31 protein-coding genes, 1 tRNA gene and 2 pseudogenes are annotated in these 17,944 nt (G+C 44.0%); 28 read left to right on the top strand and 6 right to left on the bottom strand.

Features of this window, described 5'->3' with window-relative positions:
* The first annotated feature begins 12 nt into the window (after positions 1 to 12).
* Positions 13 to 102, top strand: a tRNA-Ser gene (locus GSO_RS05100).
* Positions 103 to 223: 121 nt separating this feature from the next.
* Here the strand turns inward: GSO_RS05100 and GSO_RS05090 are convergent.
* The 5 genes from GSO_RS05090 to GSO_RS05070 form a co-directional block, all read right to left on the bottom strand.
* Positions 224 to 1,351 (bottom strand): site-specific integrase, encoded by a 1,128-nt coding sequence (locus GSO_RS05090; RefSeq protein WP_010489726.1) that lies wholly within the window; start codon positions 1,349 to 1,351, stop codon positions 224 to 226.
* 107 nt (positions 1,352 to 1,458) lie between these two features.
* Positions 1,459 to 1,722, bottom strand: coding sequence for a hypothetical protein (locus GSO_RS05085; protein WP_010489724.1), 264 nt, complete (start codon positions 1,720 to 1,722; stop codon positions 1,459 to 1,461).
* Positions 1,723 to 1,819: 97 nt separating this feature from the next.
* The gene (locus GSO_RS05080) at positions 1,820 to 2,077 is read right to left on the bottom strand and encodes a hypothetical protein (protein ID WP_010489722.1); all 258 of its coding nucleotides are present in this window, start codon (positions 2,075 to 2,077) and stop codon (positions 1,820 to 1,822) included.
* Between the two features lie 203 nt (positions 2,078 to 2,280).
* The gene (locus GSO_RS15605) at positions 2,281 to 2,958 is read right to left on the bottom strand and encodes a tcdA-E operon negative regulator (RefSeq protein ID WP_010489720.1); all 678 of its coding nucleotides are present in this window, start codon (positions 2,956 to 2,958) and stop codon (positions 2,281 to 2,283) included.
* Between the two features lie 54 nt (positions 2,959 to 3,012).
* Positions 3,013 to 3,789, bottom strand: a complete 777-nt coding sequence (locus GSO_RS05070; protein ID WP_010489718.1) for an XRE family transcriptional regulator — start codon at positions 3,787 to 3,789, stop codon at positions 3,013 to 3,015.
* Between the two features lie 163 nt (positions 3,790 to 3,952).
* Here GSO_RS05070 and GSO_RS05065 point away from each other — a divergent pair, with 163 nt between their 5' ends.
* A complete protein-coding gene (locus GSO_RS05065) occupies positions 3,953 to 4,180 on the top strand; it encodes a hypothetical protein (protein ID WP_010489717.1) in 228 nt (75 codons plus the stop codon).
* 22 nt (positions 4,181 to 4,202) lie between these two features.
* Entirely contained in the window at positions 4,203 to 4,913 is a 711-nt protein-coding gene (locus tag GSO_RS05060) for a phage regulatory protein/antirepressor Ant (protein ID WP_010489715.1), read from the top strand.
* Positions 4,914 to 5,047: 134 nt separating this feature from the next.
* On the opposite strand, the gene GSO_RS05050 is transcribed toward GSO_RS05060, so the two are convergent.
* Complete coding sequence (locus tag GSO_RS05050; protein ID WP_010489714.1) at positions 5,048 to 5,293, bottom strand: hypothetical protein; 246 nt, start codon at positions 5,291 to 5,293, stop codon at positions 5,048 to 5,050.
* A gap of 74 nt (positions 5,294 to 5,367) precedes the next feature.
* On the opposite strand from GSO_RS05050, the gene GSO_RS05045 reads away from it, so the two are divergent.
* The 25 genes and pseudogenes from GSO_RS05045 to GSO_RS15585 form a co-directional block, all read left to right on the top strand.
* On the top strand, positions 5,368 to 5,724 hold the full coding sequence (locus GSO_RS05045) for a DUF771 domain-containing protein (protein WP_010489711.1): 357 nt from the start codon (positions 5,368 to 5,370) through the stop codon (positions 5,722 to 5,724).
* Between the two features lie 84 nt (positions 5,725 to 5,808).
* Positions 5,809 to 5,961, top strand: coding sequence for a hypothetical protein (locus GSO_RS18110; RefSeq protein ID WP_010489707.1), 153 nt, complete (start codon positions 5,809 to 5,811; stop codon positions 5,959 to 5,961).
* Between the two features lie 4 nt (positions 5,962 to 5,965).
* Positions 5,966 to 6,169 carry a hypothetical protein gene (locus GSO_RS05030; protein WP_010489704.1) on the top strand — a complete coding sequence of 68 codons (204 nt, stop codon included), beginning with the start codon at positions 5,966 to 5,968 and terminating at the stop codon, positions 6,167 to 6,169.
* Positions 6,170 to 6,186: 17 nt separating this feature from the next.
* On the top strand, positions 6,187 to 6,672 hold the full coding sequence (locus GSO_RS05025) for a siphovirus Gp157 family protein (protein WP_010489701.1): 486 nt from the start codon (positions 6,187 to 6,189) through the stop codon (positions 6,670 to 6,672).
* A complete protein-coding gene (locus tag GSO_RS15600; RefSeq protein ID WP_010489699.1) occupies positions 6,673 to 7,380 on the top strand; it encodes an AAA family ATPase in 708 nt (235 codons plus the stop codon).
* Positions 7,381 to 7,383: 3 nt separating this feature from the next.
* Entirely contained in the window at positions 7,384 to 7,941 is a 558-nt protein-coding gene (locus GSO_RS05010; RefSeq protein WP_010489697.1) for a DUF669 domain-containing protein, read from the top strand.
* A 14-nt stretch (positions 7,942 to 7,955) separates the two neighbouring features.
* On the top strand, positions 7,956 to 8,753 hold the full coding sequence (locus GSO_RS05005) for a phage replication protein O (RefSeq protein WP_010489696.1): 798 nt from the start codon (positions 7,956 to 7,958) through the stop codon (positions 8,751 to 8,753).
* Positions 8,740 to 9,522 (top strand): ATP-binding protein, encoded by a 783-nt coding sequence (locus GSO_RS05000; RefSeq protein WP_010489694.1) that lies wholly within the window; start codon positions 8,740 to 8,742, stop codon positions 9,520 to 9,522. The genes GSO_RS05005 and GSO_RS05000 overlap by 14 nt, the downstream gene beginning before the upstream one ends.
* Entirely contained in the window at positions 9,519 to 9,851 is a 333-nt protein-coding gene (locus tag GSO_RS04995; protein ID WP_010489691.1) for a hypothetical protein, read from the top strand. The genes GSO_RS05000 and GSO_RS04995 overlap by 4 nt, the downstream gene beginning before the upstream one ends.
* Positions 9,848 to 10,126, top strand: coding sequence for a hypothetical protein (locus GSO_RS04990; protein ID WP_010489689.1), 279 nt, complete (start codon positions 9,848 to 9,850; stop codon positions 10,124 to 10,126). The genes GSO_RS04995 and GSO_RS04990 overlap by 4 nt, the downstream gene beginning before the upstream one ends.
* Positions 10,123 to 10,573: pseudogene (locus tag GSO_RS15595) on the top strand (hypothetical protein). The gene GSO_RS04990 and the pseudogene GSO_RS15595 overlap by 4 nt, the downstream one beginning before the upstream one ends.
* 46 nt (positions 10,574 to 10,619) lie before the next feature.
* A complete protein-coding gene (locus tag GSO_RS04980; RefSeq protein ID WP_010489687.1) occupies positions 10,620 to 10,874 on the top strand; it encodes a hypothetical protein in 255 nt (84 codons plus the stop codon).
* Complete coding sequence (locus GSO_RS04975) at positions 10,871 to 11,236, top strand: RusA family crossover junction endodeoxyribonuclease (RefSeq protein WP_003607027.1); 366 nt, start codon at positions 10,871 to 10,873, stop codon at positions 11,234 to 11,236. Before GSO_RS04980 ends, GSO_RS04975 begins: the two co-directional genes overlap by 4 nt.
* Before the next feature lie 12 nt (positions 11,237 to 11,248).
* Complete coding sequence (locus GSO_RS04970; RefSeq protein ID WP_010489673.1) at positions 11,249 to 11,713, top strand: hypothetical protein; 465 nt, start codon at positions 11,249 to 11,251, stop codon at positions 11,711 to 11,713.
* An 11-nt stretch (positions 11,714 to 11,724) separates the two neighbouring features.
* Positions 11,725 to 11,910 carry a hypothetical protein gene (locus GSO_RS04965; RefSeq protein ID WP_010489671.1) on the top strand — a complete coding sequence of 62 codons (186 nt, stop codon included), beginning with the start codon at positions 11,725 to 11,727 and terminating at the stop codon, positions 11,908 to 11,910.
* A 91-nt stretch (positions 11,911 to 12,001) separates the two neighbouring features.
* A pseudogene (locus GSO_RS15590) lies at positions 12,002 to 12,756 on the top strand (DNA-methyltransferase).
* A gap of 12 nt (positions 12,757 to 12,768) precedes the next feature.
* Positions 12,769 to 13,275: a DUF1642 domain-containing protein gene (locus GSO_RS04950; protein ID WP_010489667.1), complete on the top strand. Its 507-nt coding sequence runs from the start codon at positions 12,769 to 12,771 to the stop codon at positions 13,273 to 13,275.
* Positions 13,265 to 13,477 (top strand): hypothetical protein, encoded by a 213-nt coding sequence (locus GSO_RS04945; RefSeq protein ID WP_010489665.1) that lies wholly within the window; start codon positions 13,265 to 13,267, stop codon positions 13,475 to 13,477. The genes GSO_RS04950 and GSO_RS04945 overlap by 11 nt, the downstream gene beginning before the upstream one ends.
* On the top strand, positions 13,467 to 13,823 hold the full coding sequence (locus GSO_RS04940; RefSeq protein WP_010489663.1) for a hypothetical protein: 357 nt from the start codon (positions 13,467 to 13,469) through the stop codon (positions 13,821 to 13,823). Before GSO_RS04945 ends, GSO_RS04940 begins: the two co-directional genes overlap by 11 nt.
* Positions 13,823 to 14,317 carry a methyltransferase gene (locus GSO_RS04935; RefSeq protein ID WP_010489661.1) on the top strand — a complete coding sequence of 165 codons (495 nt, stop codon included), beginning with the start codon at positions 13,823 to 13,825 and terminating at the stop codon, positions 14,315 to 14,317. The genes GSO_RS04940 and GSO_RS04935 overlap by 1 nt, the downstream gene beginning before the upstream one ends.
* The gene (locus GSO_RS04930) at positions 14,314 to 14,796 is read left to right on the top strand and encodes a YopX family protein (protein ID WP_010489659.1); all 483 of its coding nucleotides are present in this window, start codon (positions 14,314 to 14,316) and stop codon (positions 14,794 to 14,796) included. The genes GSO_RS04935 and GSO_RS04930 overlap by 4 nt, the downstream gene beginning before the upstream one ends.
* Positions 14,793 to 15,080, top strand: a complete 288-nt coding sequence (locus tag GSO_RS04925) for a hypothetical protein (protein ID WP_010489657.1) — start codon at positions 14,793 to 14,795, stop codon at positions 15,078 to 15,080. The genes GSO_RS04930 and GSO_RS04925 overlap by 4 nt, the downstream gene beginning before the upstream one ends.
* A gap of 285 nt (positions 15,081 to 15,365) precedes the next feature.
* Positions 15,366 to 15,794: a hypothetical protein gene (locus GSO_RS04920; protein ID WP_010489655.1), complete on the top strand. Its 429-nt coding sequence runs from the start codon at positions 15,366 to 15,368 to the stop codon at positions 15,792 to 15,794.
* Between the two features lie 505 nt (positions 15,795 to 16,299).
* Positions 16,300 to 17,160 carry a hypothetical protein gene (locus GSO_RS04915; protein WP_005686948.1) on the top strand — a complete coding sequence of 287 codons (861 nt, stop codon included), beginning with the start codon at positions 16,300 to 16,302 and terminating at the stop codon, positions 17,158 to 17,160.
* Positions 17,161 to 17,700: 540 nt separating this feature from the next.
* Positions 17,701 to 17,944, top strand: a 244-nt coding sequence (locus GSO_RS15585) for a GcrA family cell cycle regulator (RefSeq protein ID WP_010489652.1), incomplete at its 3' end; no start/stop codon positions are given.

Genomic DNA, 17,944 nt, shown 5'->3' with positions numbered 1-17,944 from the left:
GGAGTTTTTTATGGAGAGTTGTCCGAGAGGCTGAAGGAGCATGGTTGGAAACCATGTATACGGGTTTTACCTGTATCAAGGGTTCGAATCCCTTACTCTCCGTTTTATTGTCTCTAGTTGCTTTCCATAGCTTCCCGAAATGCTTGTATAAAGGCATTTCGGGATTTTTGTTTCCTTTTATTTTCGGTTGTTTTTTTCCTCCGGTGCACAAAATGTGCACAAGCTAAAGTCTAGAAAGTGCTTGTAGCGTCTGGGATACCTGCTCTTTTCTTTGATCTTCAAGAAGATGAGCGTAGACTTTTTGAGTGATCATTGTATTGGCATGCCCAAGTCTTTTTGAAATATAGTTAATGTCAACGTGATTGGCAATCAAATAGGAAACGTGAGTGTGTCTAAGCCCGTGGAAAGTAATCGCGGGGGAAATGTCTAGAGCCTTCTCGATCGTCCTTAGATCCTTATTAATTGCCGTGCTAGATAGCATGTTATGCCGTATGCTGCGAAATAATAGTTGTTTGCTATCACGATATCCCTGAGCAACGTATACCTCTTGCTGTTCTTTCTTGAGACGTAAAAGCAAGTCTGCAAGTTCTCTCGTGATGTCGATGTCACGTACACTTGATTTATTCTTAGTAGCAGCAAAGCCGCTGCCATATCTGTGATCCCACGTTCTGGTAATGTGTACAACGCGCTTTTTAAGATCAACATGATCCCACGTGAGCCCAAGAACTTCAGAATACCTAGCTCCGGTCAGTGCCCCGGTTGCGATGATGTAGTAAGCAATATGCTCGTAGTCTGCAAATTCTAGGCAGTAATTGACGAGCTTGCGCAAATCCTTTACTTGCAAATATTTGATGATTCCTGCTTGGCCTTCATTACCAGTGAGGACAACGTTATGAGTGAAGTTAGTATATATTATTTGGTCATCGACGGCAGAATCAGCCATTGAGCGAACATAGCCATTCAATTTGCTGACTGTATCTTTAGCCCTTTTTTTGCCAAACTCATTGATAAATCCCTGCCAGTCTGATTTTGAAATTGATTTTAGTTCACGGCTTTCGCCCCAGTAGGCTAATAACTGTTTACGAATTGTTTTATACCGGGCTTCGGTGATACGAGAATGCTTACCAGATTTGTACAGCTCAATCCATTTGTCCCAGTAGTCGATTAACGTTATCTTGTTAAGATCCAAATTTGCACCGCGATTATGCTGACGTTCGACTTCGGTTGCCGCTATATCAGCAGCTTTTTTTGAGGGGAAGCCGCCTTTGTTGACATACTTGCGTGTTCCATCATTATCCTTGTAAGAGACACGATATTGCCATTTTTTGCCACGTTTACTAATACTGGCCACATTTACACCTCCTTGTGCTACAATACAGACGGGTGCTATTGCACCTAACCATGCAGTCACGTTCTGTTAGGCGTCTACCCATTCGCTTGGGTAGGCGCTTTTTGTCGTTACTTTCTCCTACTTGCTTTTTTCTTGTTAAGCGCCTCGTTTACGTTACTGAGTGGAATATCTTTGATTAATCGTTTCTCTCTAATTCTAGAAAAGGGGACAACGATCTTGTAATTCAGTTCTGTTTTTTCTTTATCACTAAAGACTTCGGTGTTTGAAATGTCTAGGAGAACTGAGTGCTCATATTTTTTGATAGGTTCTCCTTCGAAGTTTTTCCAGCTTTTTTCGCCAAACTTATAAGAGATTACTGTAATTGTTTTCATAGATGATACCTCCTATAAGGAGAATGAGTTGTGAAAAAATAAGTTAGAGAAAACAAAAGCCCACGTTGCTGTGAGCCTGAAATGAACCTTGCCTTGACTAAAAAAGAATCAGCTTAATGAGGCCTCCAACAATGGCAACAACAATGGCCCATGCCAAAGCCCGTGTTGTCGACTCTTTTTCAGATAAAACAGCAGTAGTAGTTTTTAGTTCATCGAGTCCGTCAGCTTTGATTGAAATTGCATTAACCGATTTTGTTAGTGCGTCAATCTTTATGTTGATAATATCAAGCTTGTGATTAGCGTCTTGCTCTGCAAACTTTAATTGATCTTGAGTCACGGTATTTTCATTTGTCATGTTATCCGCCTCCTTGGTTTTATTATACTCTGTTTTGCTTTTACCCGTTGCCGTAGTAATCCTATATCCCTTGATGAATTCCCGTATAGAAGAGGATCGTTTTATCTCTGTATCAGTTCTAAAGATAACTTTGCTAATTTGGTATGCGATACAAGCCCCACTCTCCGGCTTGCACGGGGACGCCGCTTGCGTGGGTAAAGGGACTAATCACCATAGTCGTCGGGAGCAGTTCCGGCGTCATCAATCTTCTTGGCCAAAGCCAATGGAACTGTGATTTTGCCACCCATGGTTGATTTGTAAGTGGTGGTACCCAAGCTTTCAGCATAGAAGGTGATCTTGTCATTTTCTAGAATACGAGATCCGTTCATAATATCTGGATCATAACCGACCATAATTACATTGTCATAATTACCATCAACTGCAACACGCAAATCAGTTTCATCGTCACCCTCAACTACTTGAATAACTTTGCCCGTTAAAGTGATGTTCTTGCCCTTGTAGTCGTCTGGAGTCCGTGCCAATTGTTCATAAGTGATCCCAGTGTTGTAGTCAGCTGCGTTGAACGTTTCTGTGCTTGATGATTCTTCATCATCAGAGTCATCGCTATCAGTGTCTTCGTAACTGTCATCATCATCTTGTGACGACTCGACCTTTGACGATTCAGCTTTCGAAGACGAACTAGATGCAGCTGACCTGTTGCTTTCTCCCGAATAGGTGCCAATCCAAAAAAAGATTGCAATAAATGCTATTGCCGACAACGCGGTAATAATAAGGTTCCGTTTTAGTTTTCTCGAATCCTTTCGTTGGACTATAGACAATGTGCCAAATATTGCAGCCAATAGGAGCGATCCCAAAAAGGCAATTAAGATAAGTAGTTTCATTATTCCTCTCCCAAAAATTCAGCTTTTAACGTCGATCAGGGTTTGGACGTAAGATTAATTGAATGCATATGACCCAACAACTTTTCCGATCACTTGAATATTGTCTGTGTCGTCAGCGTAGAAATCTGGGTAGATACGTTTGCCAGTTTTTTCATCTACGTCATCATTCAATGACCGAAGGCACAGACGGTCTTGCTCTAATATCAGCTTTTTGATGAATGTCATGTCATCAATGTCAACTACAGCGATCATACCGTTAGTAACATCTTGTGTTTTCTGAACAAATACAAATTCACCATCCTCGTAGTAAGGAGACATACTGTCACCGACAACTTTAAAGCAGTAATCGTAGTGAGACGGAATAGCACTGTCTGGAATCTTAACTGTGTCCATTGGTTCATAGCGATCATCATTAAAGGCACCATATCCAGCGGCCACAATACCATCAACCTCAACATTGAGCTCTGGTTCATCGAGATTACGTTCTGCATGTGCCCCATCTAAGCTGACAACGTTGTCGGGGTTCTGCTGCTCATTGAGCTGCTTTTCCGCGTATGTGTAGACTTTCTGCTGGCGTTCAGGGTGAAGTTGAACCACCGTGTCATGAATCTTATCCACAACGGTATCTGGAATTTCACCATCTGGATCAATAATATCCATTGGACTTATTTTTAAAACTTTCGCCAAAGCAGCGATTTTGTCACGTCCCATGTTCCCAATTGACCCAGTTTCCCACTTTCTTACGGTTGATTTGCCGACACCGACTTTGTTGCCAACTTCTTCAAGCGTAAGTCCTAGGCTTATTCTTCTATCTCTTAATGAGATTGACATAAACGTTGCCTCCTATCTATGGATACATAATAGCACGAATGTGTCTTAAAATACACATAAATAATGGAGAACGAAAAAAAGTTTCTTTTTGGACACTTTTGTGTTGACAGCTGTACTTTTTGATGTTTTAATAAAAGTGTCCTAAAGGAAACGAGGTGATTACATGAATAAGGATAAGCTTCTTGGCACTATCAAGTCAAAAGGACTAACGGTAACAGCTGTACTTAAAAAAGTAAATGATGATGGCATTAATTTAGCACCATCAACTTTTTATAAGGGGCTGCGAGATGAACGTCCCTTCAAGACAAATGAAATTAAAGCATTAGCAAAAGTAATTCCGCTAACACGATCAGAAACAATGGATATTTTTTTTACAATTGAAGTGTCCTAAAAGACACAAAGGGGATGACGGTATGAACGAACTAGTAATCATGCACAACAAACAAGCGGTGACAACTAGCTTGCGTGTGGCCGAGGTATTTGGAAAAGACCACAAACATGTTCTTGAAACTATCAGCAATCTCGCAGCCGAAAAATCGGCCGCCAAATTCTTTTCCGAGGCAACGTATGACAACCGTGGTAAGCAATATCCAATGTACTACATGAATCGTGACGGTTTCACATTGCTAGCCATGGGCTTCACCGGTAAGAAGGCACTTCAGTTCAAGATCAGTTACATCAACGCGTTCAACAGCATGGAGACGCAGATCAAGACGGGTTATGCAATCCCGGGCAGTTATGCCGAGGCATTGAAGCTGGCAGCTAGTCAGGCTGAACAGATTGAATATATGAAACCTAAAGCTCTGTTTGCAGACGCGGTAGCCACAAGTCACACAACTATCTTGGTCGGTGATCTTGCCAAGGTGCTCAAACAGAACGGAGTTGACATTGGTGCCAAGCGGTTGTTCGCCTGGCTACGTGAGCAAGGCTATTTGATCAAACGGATTGGTGCCGACTATAACTCGCCGACACAACGCGCGATGGAGCTAGGCTTGTTCGAGGTCAAGGAAACGGCGATCAGTCACTCGGACGGCCATGTAACAGTTCAGAAGACCCCAAAGGTGACCGGCAAAGGACAGCAGTATTTTATCAACAAGTTTCTACAAAAGGAGATAACAGTATGAACGAAGAAAACAAAAAGCCCCGCACTGATATGGGTAGCACGGGGGTAACTCTTTACACTTGGCGCACTAGTTATCCATTTCCCCCAGCAGTAAAACCGGGAGACCTGGTGACAATCGTTATTGAGGACGAAGAATTAACCCACACTGTAGGAACCTTTGCTTTCGTCTCCTAAAGGAAGAGTGCTCCATACGGTAAGAACGTTGGACGCTCTTTCAACGAGTACCTCTTCTTTACCATCAACAATAAGATTACGAACCATAAAGAATTCATTTCCATCTTTGAATGAGTAGGCACTTTTAATTGCTACATCTTTCGAAGAAAACACCGCGCCAATATTGCCACTGGTAGGAGCAAATACTTTTTTGTATGGCAAGTCCATTTATATCACCTCCTTCCATCACCAGATAACTTGATTATCTGTCAAGGGGAGGCCAAAAGAAAGGAGGAAATGCCATGCCGTTGTTGCAGGTTGTTGAAGATGATCAGATTTCAAGCAAAAAGTATTTAGCGGTCGATGAAGAAGAACTGACAAAGATGATCAAGGAGAACCAAGAGTTAAAACGCAAGCTAGCAGCACGAGGCATGTGGACGCTCACCACCGCAACAAGCTATGTCGAAGGGCATAACAACACGTGGGTAGTTAACAATATCTTAAACGTCCCCCGCTTCCACAAGTTCTTGCAAGATACCGTAGTTTCATATCCACCGCCTGGCAAAAAGGGGTATCTGTTTCATCCGAAACCATGGCTCGACTTCTTAGACAAATGGTTCCCAGAGATTTCAAGGTCACTTAGAGAGAAGGGCAAATAATGATTGAATATTTACTAATTGGTGGTGCCTTCGGCGTGATCGTTGGTCACTGCTTAGGCCACATCGGAAATTGGAGGTATTGGATTGAATGAATCAGAACGTACCATTGGTGATTTGCTGAACGAACACAACAAATTGACGTTAGACATTATGCGCGGCAACCACACACCAATTGCAAAGATGTTGCTTGCCGAGAACGAGAAGCTACGTGCACGACTAGCAAAACTAAGGGGATGACATGATGACCAATGAGGAATACGAACGAATTCTAGCCGAAGCGAACCGTCAGATTGCAGCATATCACAAGGTTGCTACCGACTATGGGACGAACAATACAGACCCTCATCAAACGTACGCCATAGGTCAAGAAGATGGTGCACACGCGATCCTATTCATTATCAAACAAGCTATGAAAAAAGCCGCTGGTATGCACACCAACGACTGATGAAAGGAAAATATTATATGTCAGTATTATACGACTTAACAGACAAATTGACCAGTTTGCAACGACTGGCAGAAAGTGGCAAGGCTGATCCAAAAGCTATTGCTGACACGATGGAAATGGTTGAGGGCGACTTTGATGATAAGGCGGTTGGCTATGTCAAAGTCTATAAATCAATCGAAGCAGACGTCAAAGAAATCGATGCTGAAATCAGGCGTTTGCAAGAACGAAAGACAAGTGCCAAGAAAAACGCTGCGACAATCAAATCACGATTGGCGCAAGCGATGGTTGAAACTGGTCGTGAACACATTCATACACCACTGTTCAGTATTTACACTCGCAGAACAGTGAGCGTGGAAGCACCAGAAGACCCGAATAAGTTGCCACCAGAGCTCATTAAGACCACGTTGACGGTCAACAAAGCCGACTTGAAGAAAGCATTACAAGCTGGCCGTGAGGTACCAAATGCGCGACTGGTTGAGAACATTGGACTGGGGGTGCGGTAGATGCAGCCAATTAAACATGCATCTTCAATTGATCGAACAAAGAACTGGCGAGTTTTGATTTATGGAAAGCCTGGTGTCGGTAAGACGTCAGCTATCCGCAATCTTAATGGCAAAACACTCGTGCTAGATCTGGATGACAGTTCAAAAGTGCTATCTGGTGCACCGAACATCGATGTGCAACCATTTGACCGAAGTAAGCCAAGCGAAGAATGGAAAGAATTTCTGAAAAATCTGGCTGAACGTGTTTCCGGATATGACAATCTGGTGATCGACAACGTATCAGCGTTCGAAAAAGACTGGTTTGTCGAGATGGGCAGGCACAGTAAAAACGGCATTGGCAACGAGCTTCAGGATTACTCAAGATGGACAAATTACTTTGCCCGTATCATGACCATGATCTTCATGGACGCACCAGTTAACGTGCTAGTAACCGCTTGGGAGAACACACGAGACATTACAAGCGAAACTGGACAATCGTTCAGCCAGTATGCACCAGCAATTCGTGACAGCGTACGTGACGGGCTATTAGGCTTGACAGACGTTGTGGGACGCGTGGTAGTTAATCCCAAGACTGATGGCCGTGGCGTCATTCTCGAGGGAACCGATGCAATCTTTGCTAAAAACAGATTAGACAATCGAAAGTTAGTGCCAATTAAAGAGCTATTCAAATTTGGAAATCAGGAAAAGTCAATTAAACAGGAGGACTAAAACATGGCTATCACAATGGACTACTCACAAGCAGCAGAAGTAAATGGCGACATTCAAGATGGTGTATATGAATGCGTTATTAACCGCTTTGGATTTGATAACTACAAAGATCGCGAGTTTATCAAGTTCGACCTAATCGTACGCAATGACGTTCCACAGAAATATCAGAACAAGCATATCTTCGACAACCAATATCCAAAGAAAGACACCGGAGAGTATGCAATGGGATACCTATTCATGATTGGCAAAAATGCTGGCATTCCAGACCATAAGAAGTGGGCTGATCTTGCGGCGATGCTTGCAGATTTCACGGGTCATGCCGTTAAAGTTACCGTCAAAAATGAAGAATACAACGGTAAAACCTATCCGCATATCAAGAAGTGGGAGCCAACAGCTTTCCCACAGATTCAGCATCGTTGGAAAGATAGCAAAGCTGCATCTGCTTCAAATTCTAATCCGTCTTTCGGCACACCGGAACAAGCAGGACAAACCAATACAGCCGATCTATTTGCCAACAACGGTCAACCAATCGATGTCAGCGATGAAGACTTGCCGTTCTGATTTGAGGTGATCACATGGCAGACGGAGGCTGGATAAAAGTATACCGAAAAATACGCCAGTCCTTCGTATGGACTGACGCGAATCAGTTGAAACTTTGGCTACTGATTTTGATGAAAGCAAATCATGCTCCTAGCAAGTTCTTATTCAACGGTCAAGAAGTATCCGTGACAAGCGGAGAACTGGTGACAGGAGCCCACGCACTGGCGTCTGAGATGAATGATGGTGTGCGACGTGACAATCAAGTGTCATGGCGTCAGGTGTGGAGATGGGTTAAGAAGTTTGAAAGTAGTGGAATGTTGACAATCAAATCAAACACCAAATATAGCATCATATCAATATCTAAGTGGTGTGACTATCAGGACAATGACAATCAAGTGTCAATCAAACGTCAATCAACTGTCAATCAAGTGTCAACAAACAAGAAGGAAGAGAAGGAGAAGAAGGAAAAGAAAGAAGATAGTCACCATTCCCGCAAGCGTGAATACGCTGACGACTCTCTTGAAATGATCGAAGCTGTTTATCTATGGTCGAAGATCAAAGGTAACAACCCAGAGCACCGAAAACCAAACTTACAGTCTTGGGCTGATGACATTAGAAAGATGCACGAGTTGGATCATCGGCCATTCGATAAGATTCATAAAATGATTGACTGGTGTCAGTTCGATTCATTCTGGCAAACAAACATTCTAAGCGCATCAAAGCTGAGATCGAAGTACGACACCATGGCAGCTCAAGCAAATCGCAAGTTTTCATCTGGTAGACGGGTAGAGCACACGGAAACAAAGGAGAACTGGGGATATGGAGTCGACTAAAGGCCTATTCACACGTGCGGACGTGCAAAAAATAATCGAAAAGCGAGGAATGGACGTTAGCAAGCTGCCAACTCAGGCCGAGATTGAACAGCGCTTCTACGAACGCTCCATGGCCGCATTGAACCGTAAAAAGGCACGTGCCATTTATCGCTACTCAGTCTTCCCCGGAAACGTTCCGGCTAAGTTTACGTTCGAAAAATGGCAGCCTGAACTACAAACGGATCAGCAAAACTCTAGGAATCTGGGGAATCGTGCATACAAGCTGACCAAGCAAATGGCGGAAGTGCCTAAGAACGTGGTTCTGTTTGGACCGCGTGGGACGGGTAAAACGTCCTTGGCCTTAGCAATGCTAACCAGATTGCGCGATCAAGGCCAGTCGGGACTGTTTATTTCAACAGCAGAGCTGAGTAACCTAATGAGCTTGCAATACGACGCGCCAGACGTTCGCAAGCGCTTGGCAGGCATTGAGCGGGCAATGAAAGAGGCTGGCGTTCTGTTGCTGGACGACTTCGGCACAGAAGGCGGTATGAAACTCGACATCAAGCCAGTGAGACGTGACATGCAAGAGCTGATGTATCGAGTTGCTAATGCTCGCCTTGATTTTGAGAGCAACAGTCCTCGTCTATCAACAATTATCACAACGAACAACGAGATGAGCGAGCTTGAGCGCATGTACAACAGCAAACTAATCAGCCGAATTATTCCAAAATCAAAAGATTGCACATTGAATTTTGAAAAGTTAACGGACGTAAGGGGGAAAAGATCGTGACAGCCGAAGAAATGACGAATAGATATTTGCAACGCTTGGATAAGCGGCTGATGGCATACGAAACGTCCTTGAATCAAACGATAGCTGACATTGAAAGCGATTATGATCAAGGCTACCTAGACGTTACCGAAGCACAGTGGCAAGACATTATCGTGCTTGTTGAGAACATTGCTCAGGCAAATACACGCATGATTCATGAAGCGTCAGACAGCATATATGCTGATGGCGAAGTTTCGGGCAACTTGCTTAAGTTAATTAAACTAGCTAAGCACTTCGCAACACTGGACTTTTCAGAAACGCCATTAATTAAGCAGGTTGCAAAAGCATGATTGAGCATAAGAGCGAAACTAACAATGCCAACCAAGATTGGGCACGTGAACGACTTCGAAACTTTATTGACGATCATCCCAGCTTGCCAATATACCGTTTTGCTTTGGTTGCTGGCTTGAGTCGCATCACAGTTGCTAGTTTTCTTAGTGACAAAGAGGTAATGAGGATCACACTTACAAAGATAGCTAAAGCCATGGGGATATCGCTAGAAAAGCTAAAACAGCCAATAAGCGAGCAAGAATACATCGAGTTGCGTCAGGAGGATAAGCAATGACACAAGTAACAGTACGTTTATACAAACAGGGAGACAAAGTGTGGCGCGACTTCAAGGCTGAATTGCGAAAGCGATACAAAAACGCAGTTAAGCTAGATATTTCTGAAAGCGAAGCATTCTCAAAAATCGAAAAGCAAGCGTTCAATAACCTGATCGTTGTATCAAAAGAAAGCGATTGTCGAGAAACGTGCGGTAGACGGTGTTGATAATCGAGATATGCCTTCAGTCGCACTGATCAGCAGCATCAAGGCTGTAAACAAACGTGGGGAAGCTAACCGTAAGAAGTATGCAGTACAAGTTTCTGAGGCGGCAAGCAAGAGCAAAACACTAACAGAGGTTGCAAAACGGATCGGGAAGTCAACAACGTTCGTTAAGCGAGTGGCAAGTGAGTTTGAGATCAAGTTACCGCGCCGCAACAACGGCCATGAAGAGATTGCGAGTCGTTAGCAATTTAGCGAGGAATAATACAAGAAACTACAGGAGGAATCTTCAAATGCAAGCAATTAAAACGAAAATGATGGTTGGTGATCTGGTTATGGTTCCTGATCGAGTATTCATGGGCGTGCGTGATATTGGCGGTGTGGCACGAATCATCAGAATCGAGAAATACAACGCCAGAGGTGAACGTCAAGACATCAACAAGCCAGTTGCTTTTGATGGCAAGGCACCCAAAGAGCTAATCACAACGGTTGAAATGGTTGATGGCAAGCAACGTCAATACTATCTGAAGGACGTGAAACCAGCGTGAACAGGATCATTATTCCATTGCCCCTCATGACTCTTAATCAGTACATCAAGGTTGAACGAGGCAATATGTTCGGCGGAGCAAAAGTCAAGAAACAAGCAACGGAAACGGTAATGTTGGCTGTTAGAAAAGCGATGAATCAGGGCGTGAAATTTCAATGGGGAAAACCTCTAAGTTTCGACTGGTACTGGTATGACAAGCGAACAGACCCGGACAACATCGCGTTTCAGCACAAGTTTATCTTCGACGGCATGCAAAAGGCTGAATTTTTAGAAAACGACAACTGGGATCACATTGTAGAACTGCGAGATCGGTTCTTTATTGACAAAGCTAATCCGAGAGTTGAAGTCGAAGAGATCGATTAAGGAGAAAAAATCATGAATAAAAAATTGACATTTACAGTAACTGTTTTAGCAGGACTTATGTTTGGCGCCGGTGCAACCGCCATTGCTGACAATGTTTGGCAAGGTCACCAGAACATCGTGGAAACCAAAAACAATATCGACAAGCTGACGGCTAAGATCAACGCTTCACAGTCTAGCTTGTCCGATTTGCAGCATCAGTTGTCTGACGCGCAGGCACAGTATGCGGCCCTAAAACGGCAATACGGAAACGACATGGCAAGCAAAGATGCCCAGATTCAGCAAAAAATTATTGAAGGCCAGCGAGCGGTTGCCCAGAAACAGGCTGAGATCGATGCAAAGCAGCAGACCATCAATTACCTTACATCACAGTTAGAAGCCGCCAAACAGGCAAACAATGACTTATCACAGGCCATCAAAGACGCACAGAGCATCAAGGACTATTCAGATCAGGCTGTGAAGTCAGTCAGCGCGAAATGAGAGGCACACAAATGTACGTAGTAGCAGGATTAAACACAGAAACCGAGTATTATCGAGCCAAGTATCAATCTCAGTGTATCCGATGGATAAACGAGAACATGGCCAAGCACACGGAATCGCACAACACCCGTGGCGATGACATTAAGGTAGATATTCCGGAACCACTGATTATCAAGAAAGTGGAGGACGAAAAATGAGCGAAGCAATCTATTTTTGGTGGGGGTGTGCATGCGCGATATTCATCATGGTAATCAGCGATTCGGCATGGACAATCGGGAGGAAACGAGTATGAAAGCAAAGTGCGAGCTCTACAACGACCACTTTCAGAACTTTAAGCGATACGGTATTCCAAAGGCACAGCTTGTGATTGCTGACATTCCTTACAACATTGGGAACAACGCCTACGGGTCAAACCCAACTTGGTATGTTGGTGGGAACGACAAAAATGGCACTAGCAGTAAGGCTGGCAAGACGTTCTTCGATACAGACGTTGATTTCCGTGTTGCCGAGTTCATGCATTTTTGTAGTCACATGCTAGTCAAGGAACCAAAAGAGCGCGGAAAGGCACCAGCAATGATCGTGTTTTGCGCATTCCAACAGATGCAGATGGTTATCGAATATGGGGAGAAATACGGGTTCCAACACAGTTTTCCGCTGATATTCATCAAAAACCAGTTGGCACAGGCTCTGAAAGCCAACATGAGGATCGTGGGGGCTACCGAGTACGCTGTGGTCTTATACCGCGACAAGTTACCGAAGTTCAACAATGATGGACAGATGGTATTCAACTGGTTCCGGTGGGATACGGACAGTACCTATCCTAAGATTCATCCCACACAGAAGCCTATCCCAGTGCTGAAAAGACTGATCGAGCTGTTCACCGATCAGGGTGCGTTGTGATCGATCCGTGTGCTGGTAGTGGATCTACGCTAAGAGCGGCTGCGGAACTAGGCAGATCTTGTTTTGGGTTTGAAATTAAGAAGGATATGTACAGGCTGGCAAAAGAGAAAATGCTCAGCACCATGTCTTTGGCACTTCTGTAAGGAGGACGAAAAATGAGCGAAGAAAAACTGTACGCGGTGAAGAACGCAAAGGGACTTTATCTATCAATGAGTGCTGACACGCTTCACCGTTGGCGTGAAGGTCAAATAGATGCCACTACTAGCCAAAGAATTGCTCATGATCTTTGCACACAGTATGGCGGTCACGTTGTCACGTTCGTTGAGGAGCCTAAAAAGGTAGTCCTAACCAATGAACAAGCTGAAATCGTTGAAGACGCACATGAAGACTGCTGTCCGGCAATGTACATTTCTAAGCATGGCCTTGATGAACAGCTATTAATTAATGCTTACGTCAACGGCTACACCGTGGCAAAGGAGAAGAAATACAACGTCAAGGTGCCACATACCAAAGAGGTTTGGTATTACAAGTCCGGCGATACAGATTTGTTGACGATTTGCCCAGCGGATAAAGAACTTCGTGGCAAGTTCACTGAATCAGAGATCGAGCATTACGGCTTGCAAGACTGCGAGAAAGAAGAGGTGACTGACGATGACGAATAAAATGAGTCACCAAACAATTGTGATCCAATGTAGCAATGATATTGATACTGACTTGCTATTGACGGAAATCGAACAAGGAACAGACGGTGTAAATCAAGTTAGCTATCTTTTAAACGCCTACGGCCAGAAGACAATTGAAAAAGCACTACCAGCTCTTACACATGATTTTGATTTTCTGGGGGTGACTGACGATGAGCAATGAGACGAAGCGGGACGTGTTGGAGAAACTAATAGAATGCTACTCCGAGGTTTCTGACGCATATACCAACGAAACCGGAAGCCCATACTACCGGGACGATGAGCCAAATTATCTTGATGAATATGATGCCGCCTTGCCAGATGATCTGCCGGTGATTCCAGAAGCGGTTGGATGCATGATTACCAAAATGAAGCCAATCTGTAATTCAATTTTGGCCTCACAGTATCGTGACTATGGAAACGATCATCGGTGGATAATTAAGCATTATGATACTTTCGCCCTTGCATGGCTGCTAGGTGTTTGGCGCGTTGAGGAAACCGGCGAAATCGTGAAATTGGAGGCGGAGTAATGAAGCCAATTCTTGATATGACGGCCGGAAGCCGCATGTTCTGGTGGGACAAGCACAATCCGTTGGCCATATTTCTGGATAAGCGCCGTGAGACATTCACGATTACCTATCACAATGCAGGACGCGAGCCATTTGACAAAGAAATCCAAATTGCACCGGACGTTCAATGGGACTGGGCAAAGAAAGGCTTACCTTTCGGAAAAAATCAATTCAATTTAGTCGTGTTTGATCCTCCACATTTACTTCATGCCGGTAAAACAAGCTGGCTTGCTCGCAAGTATGGTGTGCTTGATGAAGACTGGCAGAACCAACTAAAACGAGGAATTGACGAAGCTATGCGTGTTCTTAAGCCATATGGCACGGTGATGTTCAAGTGGAATGATGATCAAATTAAATTGCCGGAAGTCCTAAAAGCAATTGGTCGCAAGCCAATATTCGGTGACAAAAAGGCAAAGACACATTGGCTCGTATTCATGAAAGAGGCGGAGAAATGAAACGAGAGATTAAGTTCAGAGGCTACGATCCAGATACTAAACGGTGGTATTACGGGTCGCTAGTTAAGCAAAATAAAACAACTTACGTAACTTCGGAAGATTATGATCAAAACCCTAGCAATACCGAATGGTTTATTTTATGGGACGAAATGACTGATTGGTGTCTACCTAACCGGCATCTTCAAGGGAGTGTTGATCCTAAGTCAATAGGCGAGTACACCGGCTTGCACGACAAGAACAAACGAAAAATATACGAGTCAGATATTCTGAAAGTCACAGGAGAAGACGGTGAATCATATGTAGCAACCGTAAAATGGTTTGGCGATGAAGACTACCCAGCATTTGATTTGGAAGGAATACCGGCAGCATGGAATTATGATGCAAATGCACTTGCAACCATTTTTCAAAGTGGTGTTGAAACATGTGAGGTCATCGGCAACATCTTTGAGGACAAACAGCTACTGGAGGGAAAGCAATGACTGAAAAAGTGGAAAAGAGGTCGAATCCGGCCCCCTTTACGGAGAACCAGAAGAACTGTCCATATTGTCATGAGCCACATAAGCTCATTGAATCAGAACTTGGCAACTTCCTTAGAATCGGTATGACTGGTGGAAATGAATGGGATAGAATCGAGCCTAAAAAAATAAACGGTGCAGCAATGCACACATGCGAAGCTGTTGGCTTTGATAATGCTGAGGTTGATGATCCAATCGTGATTAATTATTGCCCGATGTGCGGACGCAGGCTGGAGGGAAAGCAATGATTGCCGTCATGCTGCTAATCTCAGGTGTTGCAATGTGGATGTGGGCTAACTGTAAAAGAGGAAAATGATTGTAAACAAAAAGCGCGTCTGATGAGGGACGCGCTGGAGGCCAGACGTACGATTGAGAGTAAATGAAATTAAAGATTAGGAGTTGGCCTCCAACGACAGTATAGCAAACGCACATGTTGAACGCACGTTTAAGGCATCAAAAAAGCGCACCATTACGGCACGCCGTTTCCCCAAACTTTTACAAATTTAATTATACCATAAGGGGTGGAGCTTGTGATGGAGCTTTTATCAATTAGCGATGAAAAGGATTGGGAAGCAGTCGAAGATATCCTGAATAAATACCGAGCAGAGCGTGGATTCATAAAAGCGCCAGTCAATCCAAAGATCACTAGTGCATGGGGAGACGGAACTTCTGCCAGCACTGTTCAGCGTCCGCTGTATGCACAGCAGCGTTTGGAAAGACAAGAATCGGCACGTAAGTTCTGTGAATGGTGCGACAGTTGTATTGCATCAATGCCGAAACAATCACATCAGCGTTTATTAAGGGTGCGCTATTGCGATGGACCCGAAACAGACACGCCAGACGGTGATGCAATGAATATTCTCGATATATCTGCAGCAACCTACACACGCAGAAAGAAAAATGCGTTGTTAGCAGCGGCCTGGTACTTTGGCGTCACACCCAGAAAAAGTAGTGAGCAATAAATGATCGATGAATGAGGACTATTTGAGGACTAATTGATTGATAAATGAGTGGCGAACTAAAAAAGGAATACCTTATGATTGTATTGTGCCAAAGGTGAGAAACCTGAGACACCGCATTTTTCCTCCGAGCCATGGTGATGATAAAGCTGTGGCAAGGTAATCCCGATGTGGAAGCCGCGTGCGGCTGTTGGTTCGATTCCAGCACGGGATAGTTCGATGAGAAATTCATCAGAACGTAATGTGCTGTATCGTCTGTTACGGCTAAAAGCCACTCTTACCGTTGAGGGGACGATAAACGGACAGCACAGCAGCCGAAGGATTAACTTTGTGACCTTTGAACGGGTTTGATTCCCGTCGGCTGTATTGTCCAGTTTAGCGACCGGACACAGCTTGCGATGACCCTAGCTGACAATGGGCGAGCGAGCAGCAGACATGAAGCACAGATATCACCTCAATGTAGTATTCCAGTTTACGCTGGGGTACTATTTTTGTGAGGTGATACGAAATGGACAAGAAAGCGGAAATTCGGGCCATGATTGAGCATCCAGAATATCTTTTGCATGCTGAGAAAATGAGCTTGGATAAGAGAATAGAGCAGAAAAAGCTTGATAGTAAGGATGTGAGGTCAGCAGTGGTCGATACTGCCAAGTCGAAAGGAAAGCAGCTGGCGGTAGACGTCTTAAACGGCAAATGGGGAGATCTGATCCTTGATCTTGTGGATACGGGGGATCATTTAAAAGACCGTTTGGATGACATGAAGAAGACTTTGCTTTTGGCAGAATATCTACAAAAGACCGATGATCAAGAGCAGGGCCTTCACAGGTTGAGTTCTCTCCTCACAAATCCGTACGGACTGAGTATCTATTCGAAAATAGTCTCCCTACTGTCAGATGCTCCATCAGATGATGATATGTTGGATATTATGTCTGATTATCTGGGTAATCTTGCAAATGAAAAAGATTGGGGAAGCACTTTTTCTAAGAACAAGAGCATTTTGAATTTAATAGACAGAAGTTCTCCGCTAGCTCTAACTCTGCTTCGGAATTCAGACCATTGGCCGTTAGTTCCAGGACCAAAAGCATTCATTGCTGTAGATGGTAGAGTGCAGGGAGACAATACTGGATGGGTAGCAACCGCATTTAGCAAAGTGCCAGTTTTTTCTAACATTGAGAAGACAAGCATCCAGATGGCAATCGTTGATTTAGAATCAAATAAGTTAGCTGAATTTATTTCGGGAACGCTGAATCCACCATACGCTAATCCCAATAATCCTTCAGAGTTAATTTATGCTGAACGTCCGACCGATGCTGGGAATATGCTTAAGGCAGCCGTTTCGAAATCTAGTGCTACAAACCAAGAGAGCTAATATGACGCTTTGGCATCTTTTTATTTACTAAAGCACTCCGCCAAACGGTGAGGTGCTATTTTTGTGCAACAAAAAGGCCCTCTGAGCGATTAACTGAGGGCCTAGCTACCGGTGTTTACTGAGGTGAAACAACGGTACCGAAAAAGAGTATAACACATGTAGCAATAAATCGGATTAAAAAAGCCCTCAGAGACCAGTCCAAGGGCCAAAAGAATGAAAAAACGGAATACTTGTGTGAGCAGCAGCGGTTGACTTGGAGGAGAAAGGCCACTGCTCACATATATATATTAGCACATTCCTGATAGAAGATACTAAAATAGCCCTCGGTTGGGGGCCGAGAGCCTAAGGATAGGGTATTACAGAGGAGTGAAAATGAGTATCTGTTGGGAACAATTTAATTCTAACTCATCGAAATTTTTTAAGCAACAAAAAAGCTTTCGGGGCCTAATCCGAGGGCTTAAGAACTCGGGAAGTTCTTCATGAGAATGTGAGCAGCGTCATCAAACTGCTCACGGACATTATATTTTCGGAGGCGAGTAGATGCAATGGACAGATGAACAGATCGGTGACATTAGGAAGCTCGCCTCTGAAGGCTTTACTAGACGAGAAACGGCCGACAAGCTCGGAATTAGCTACGACGCGCTTCAAGGTAAAGCAAGACGGCTTGGCATCGAGTTCCAAAAGCCATTGAAGAATGAATACGATTCAGACGGCACAAATAGGGAGACGCCATCCGCTGACAGAAAAGTCGCTCTTAATGCTGATGGTAGTCAAACAGTCACTG

The sequence above is a fragment of the Lacticaseibacillus zeae DSM 20178 = KCTC 3804 genome, assembly GCF_000260435.1.
Lineage (GTDB): Bacteria > Bacillota > Bacilli > Lactobacillales > Lactobacillaceae > Lacticaseibacillus > Lacticaseibacillus zeae.
Note: the sequence above shows the minus strand (reverse complement) of the source record. Positions and strands in the feature narration are given on the sequence as shown.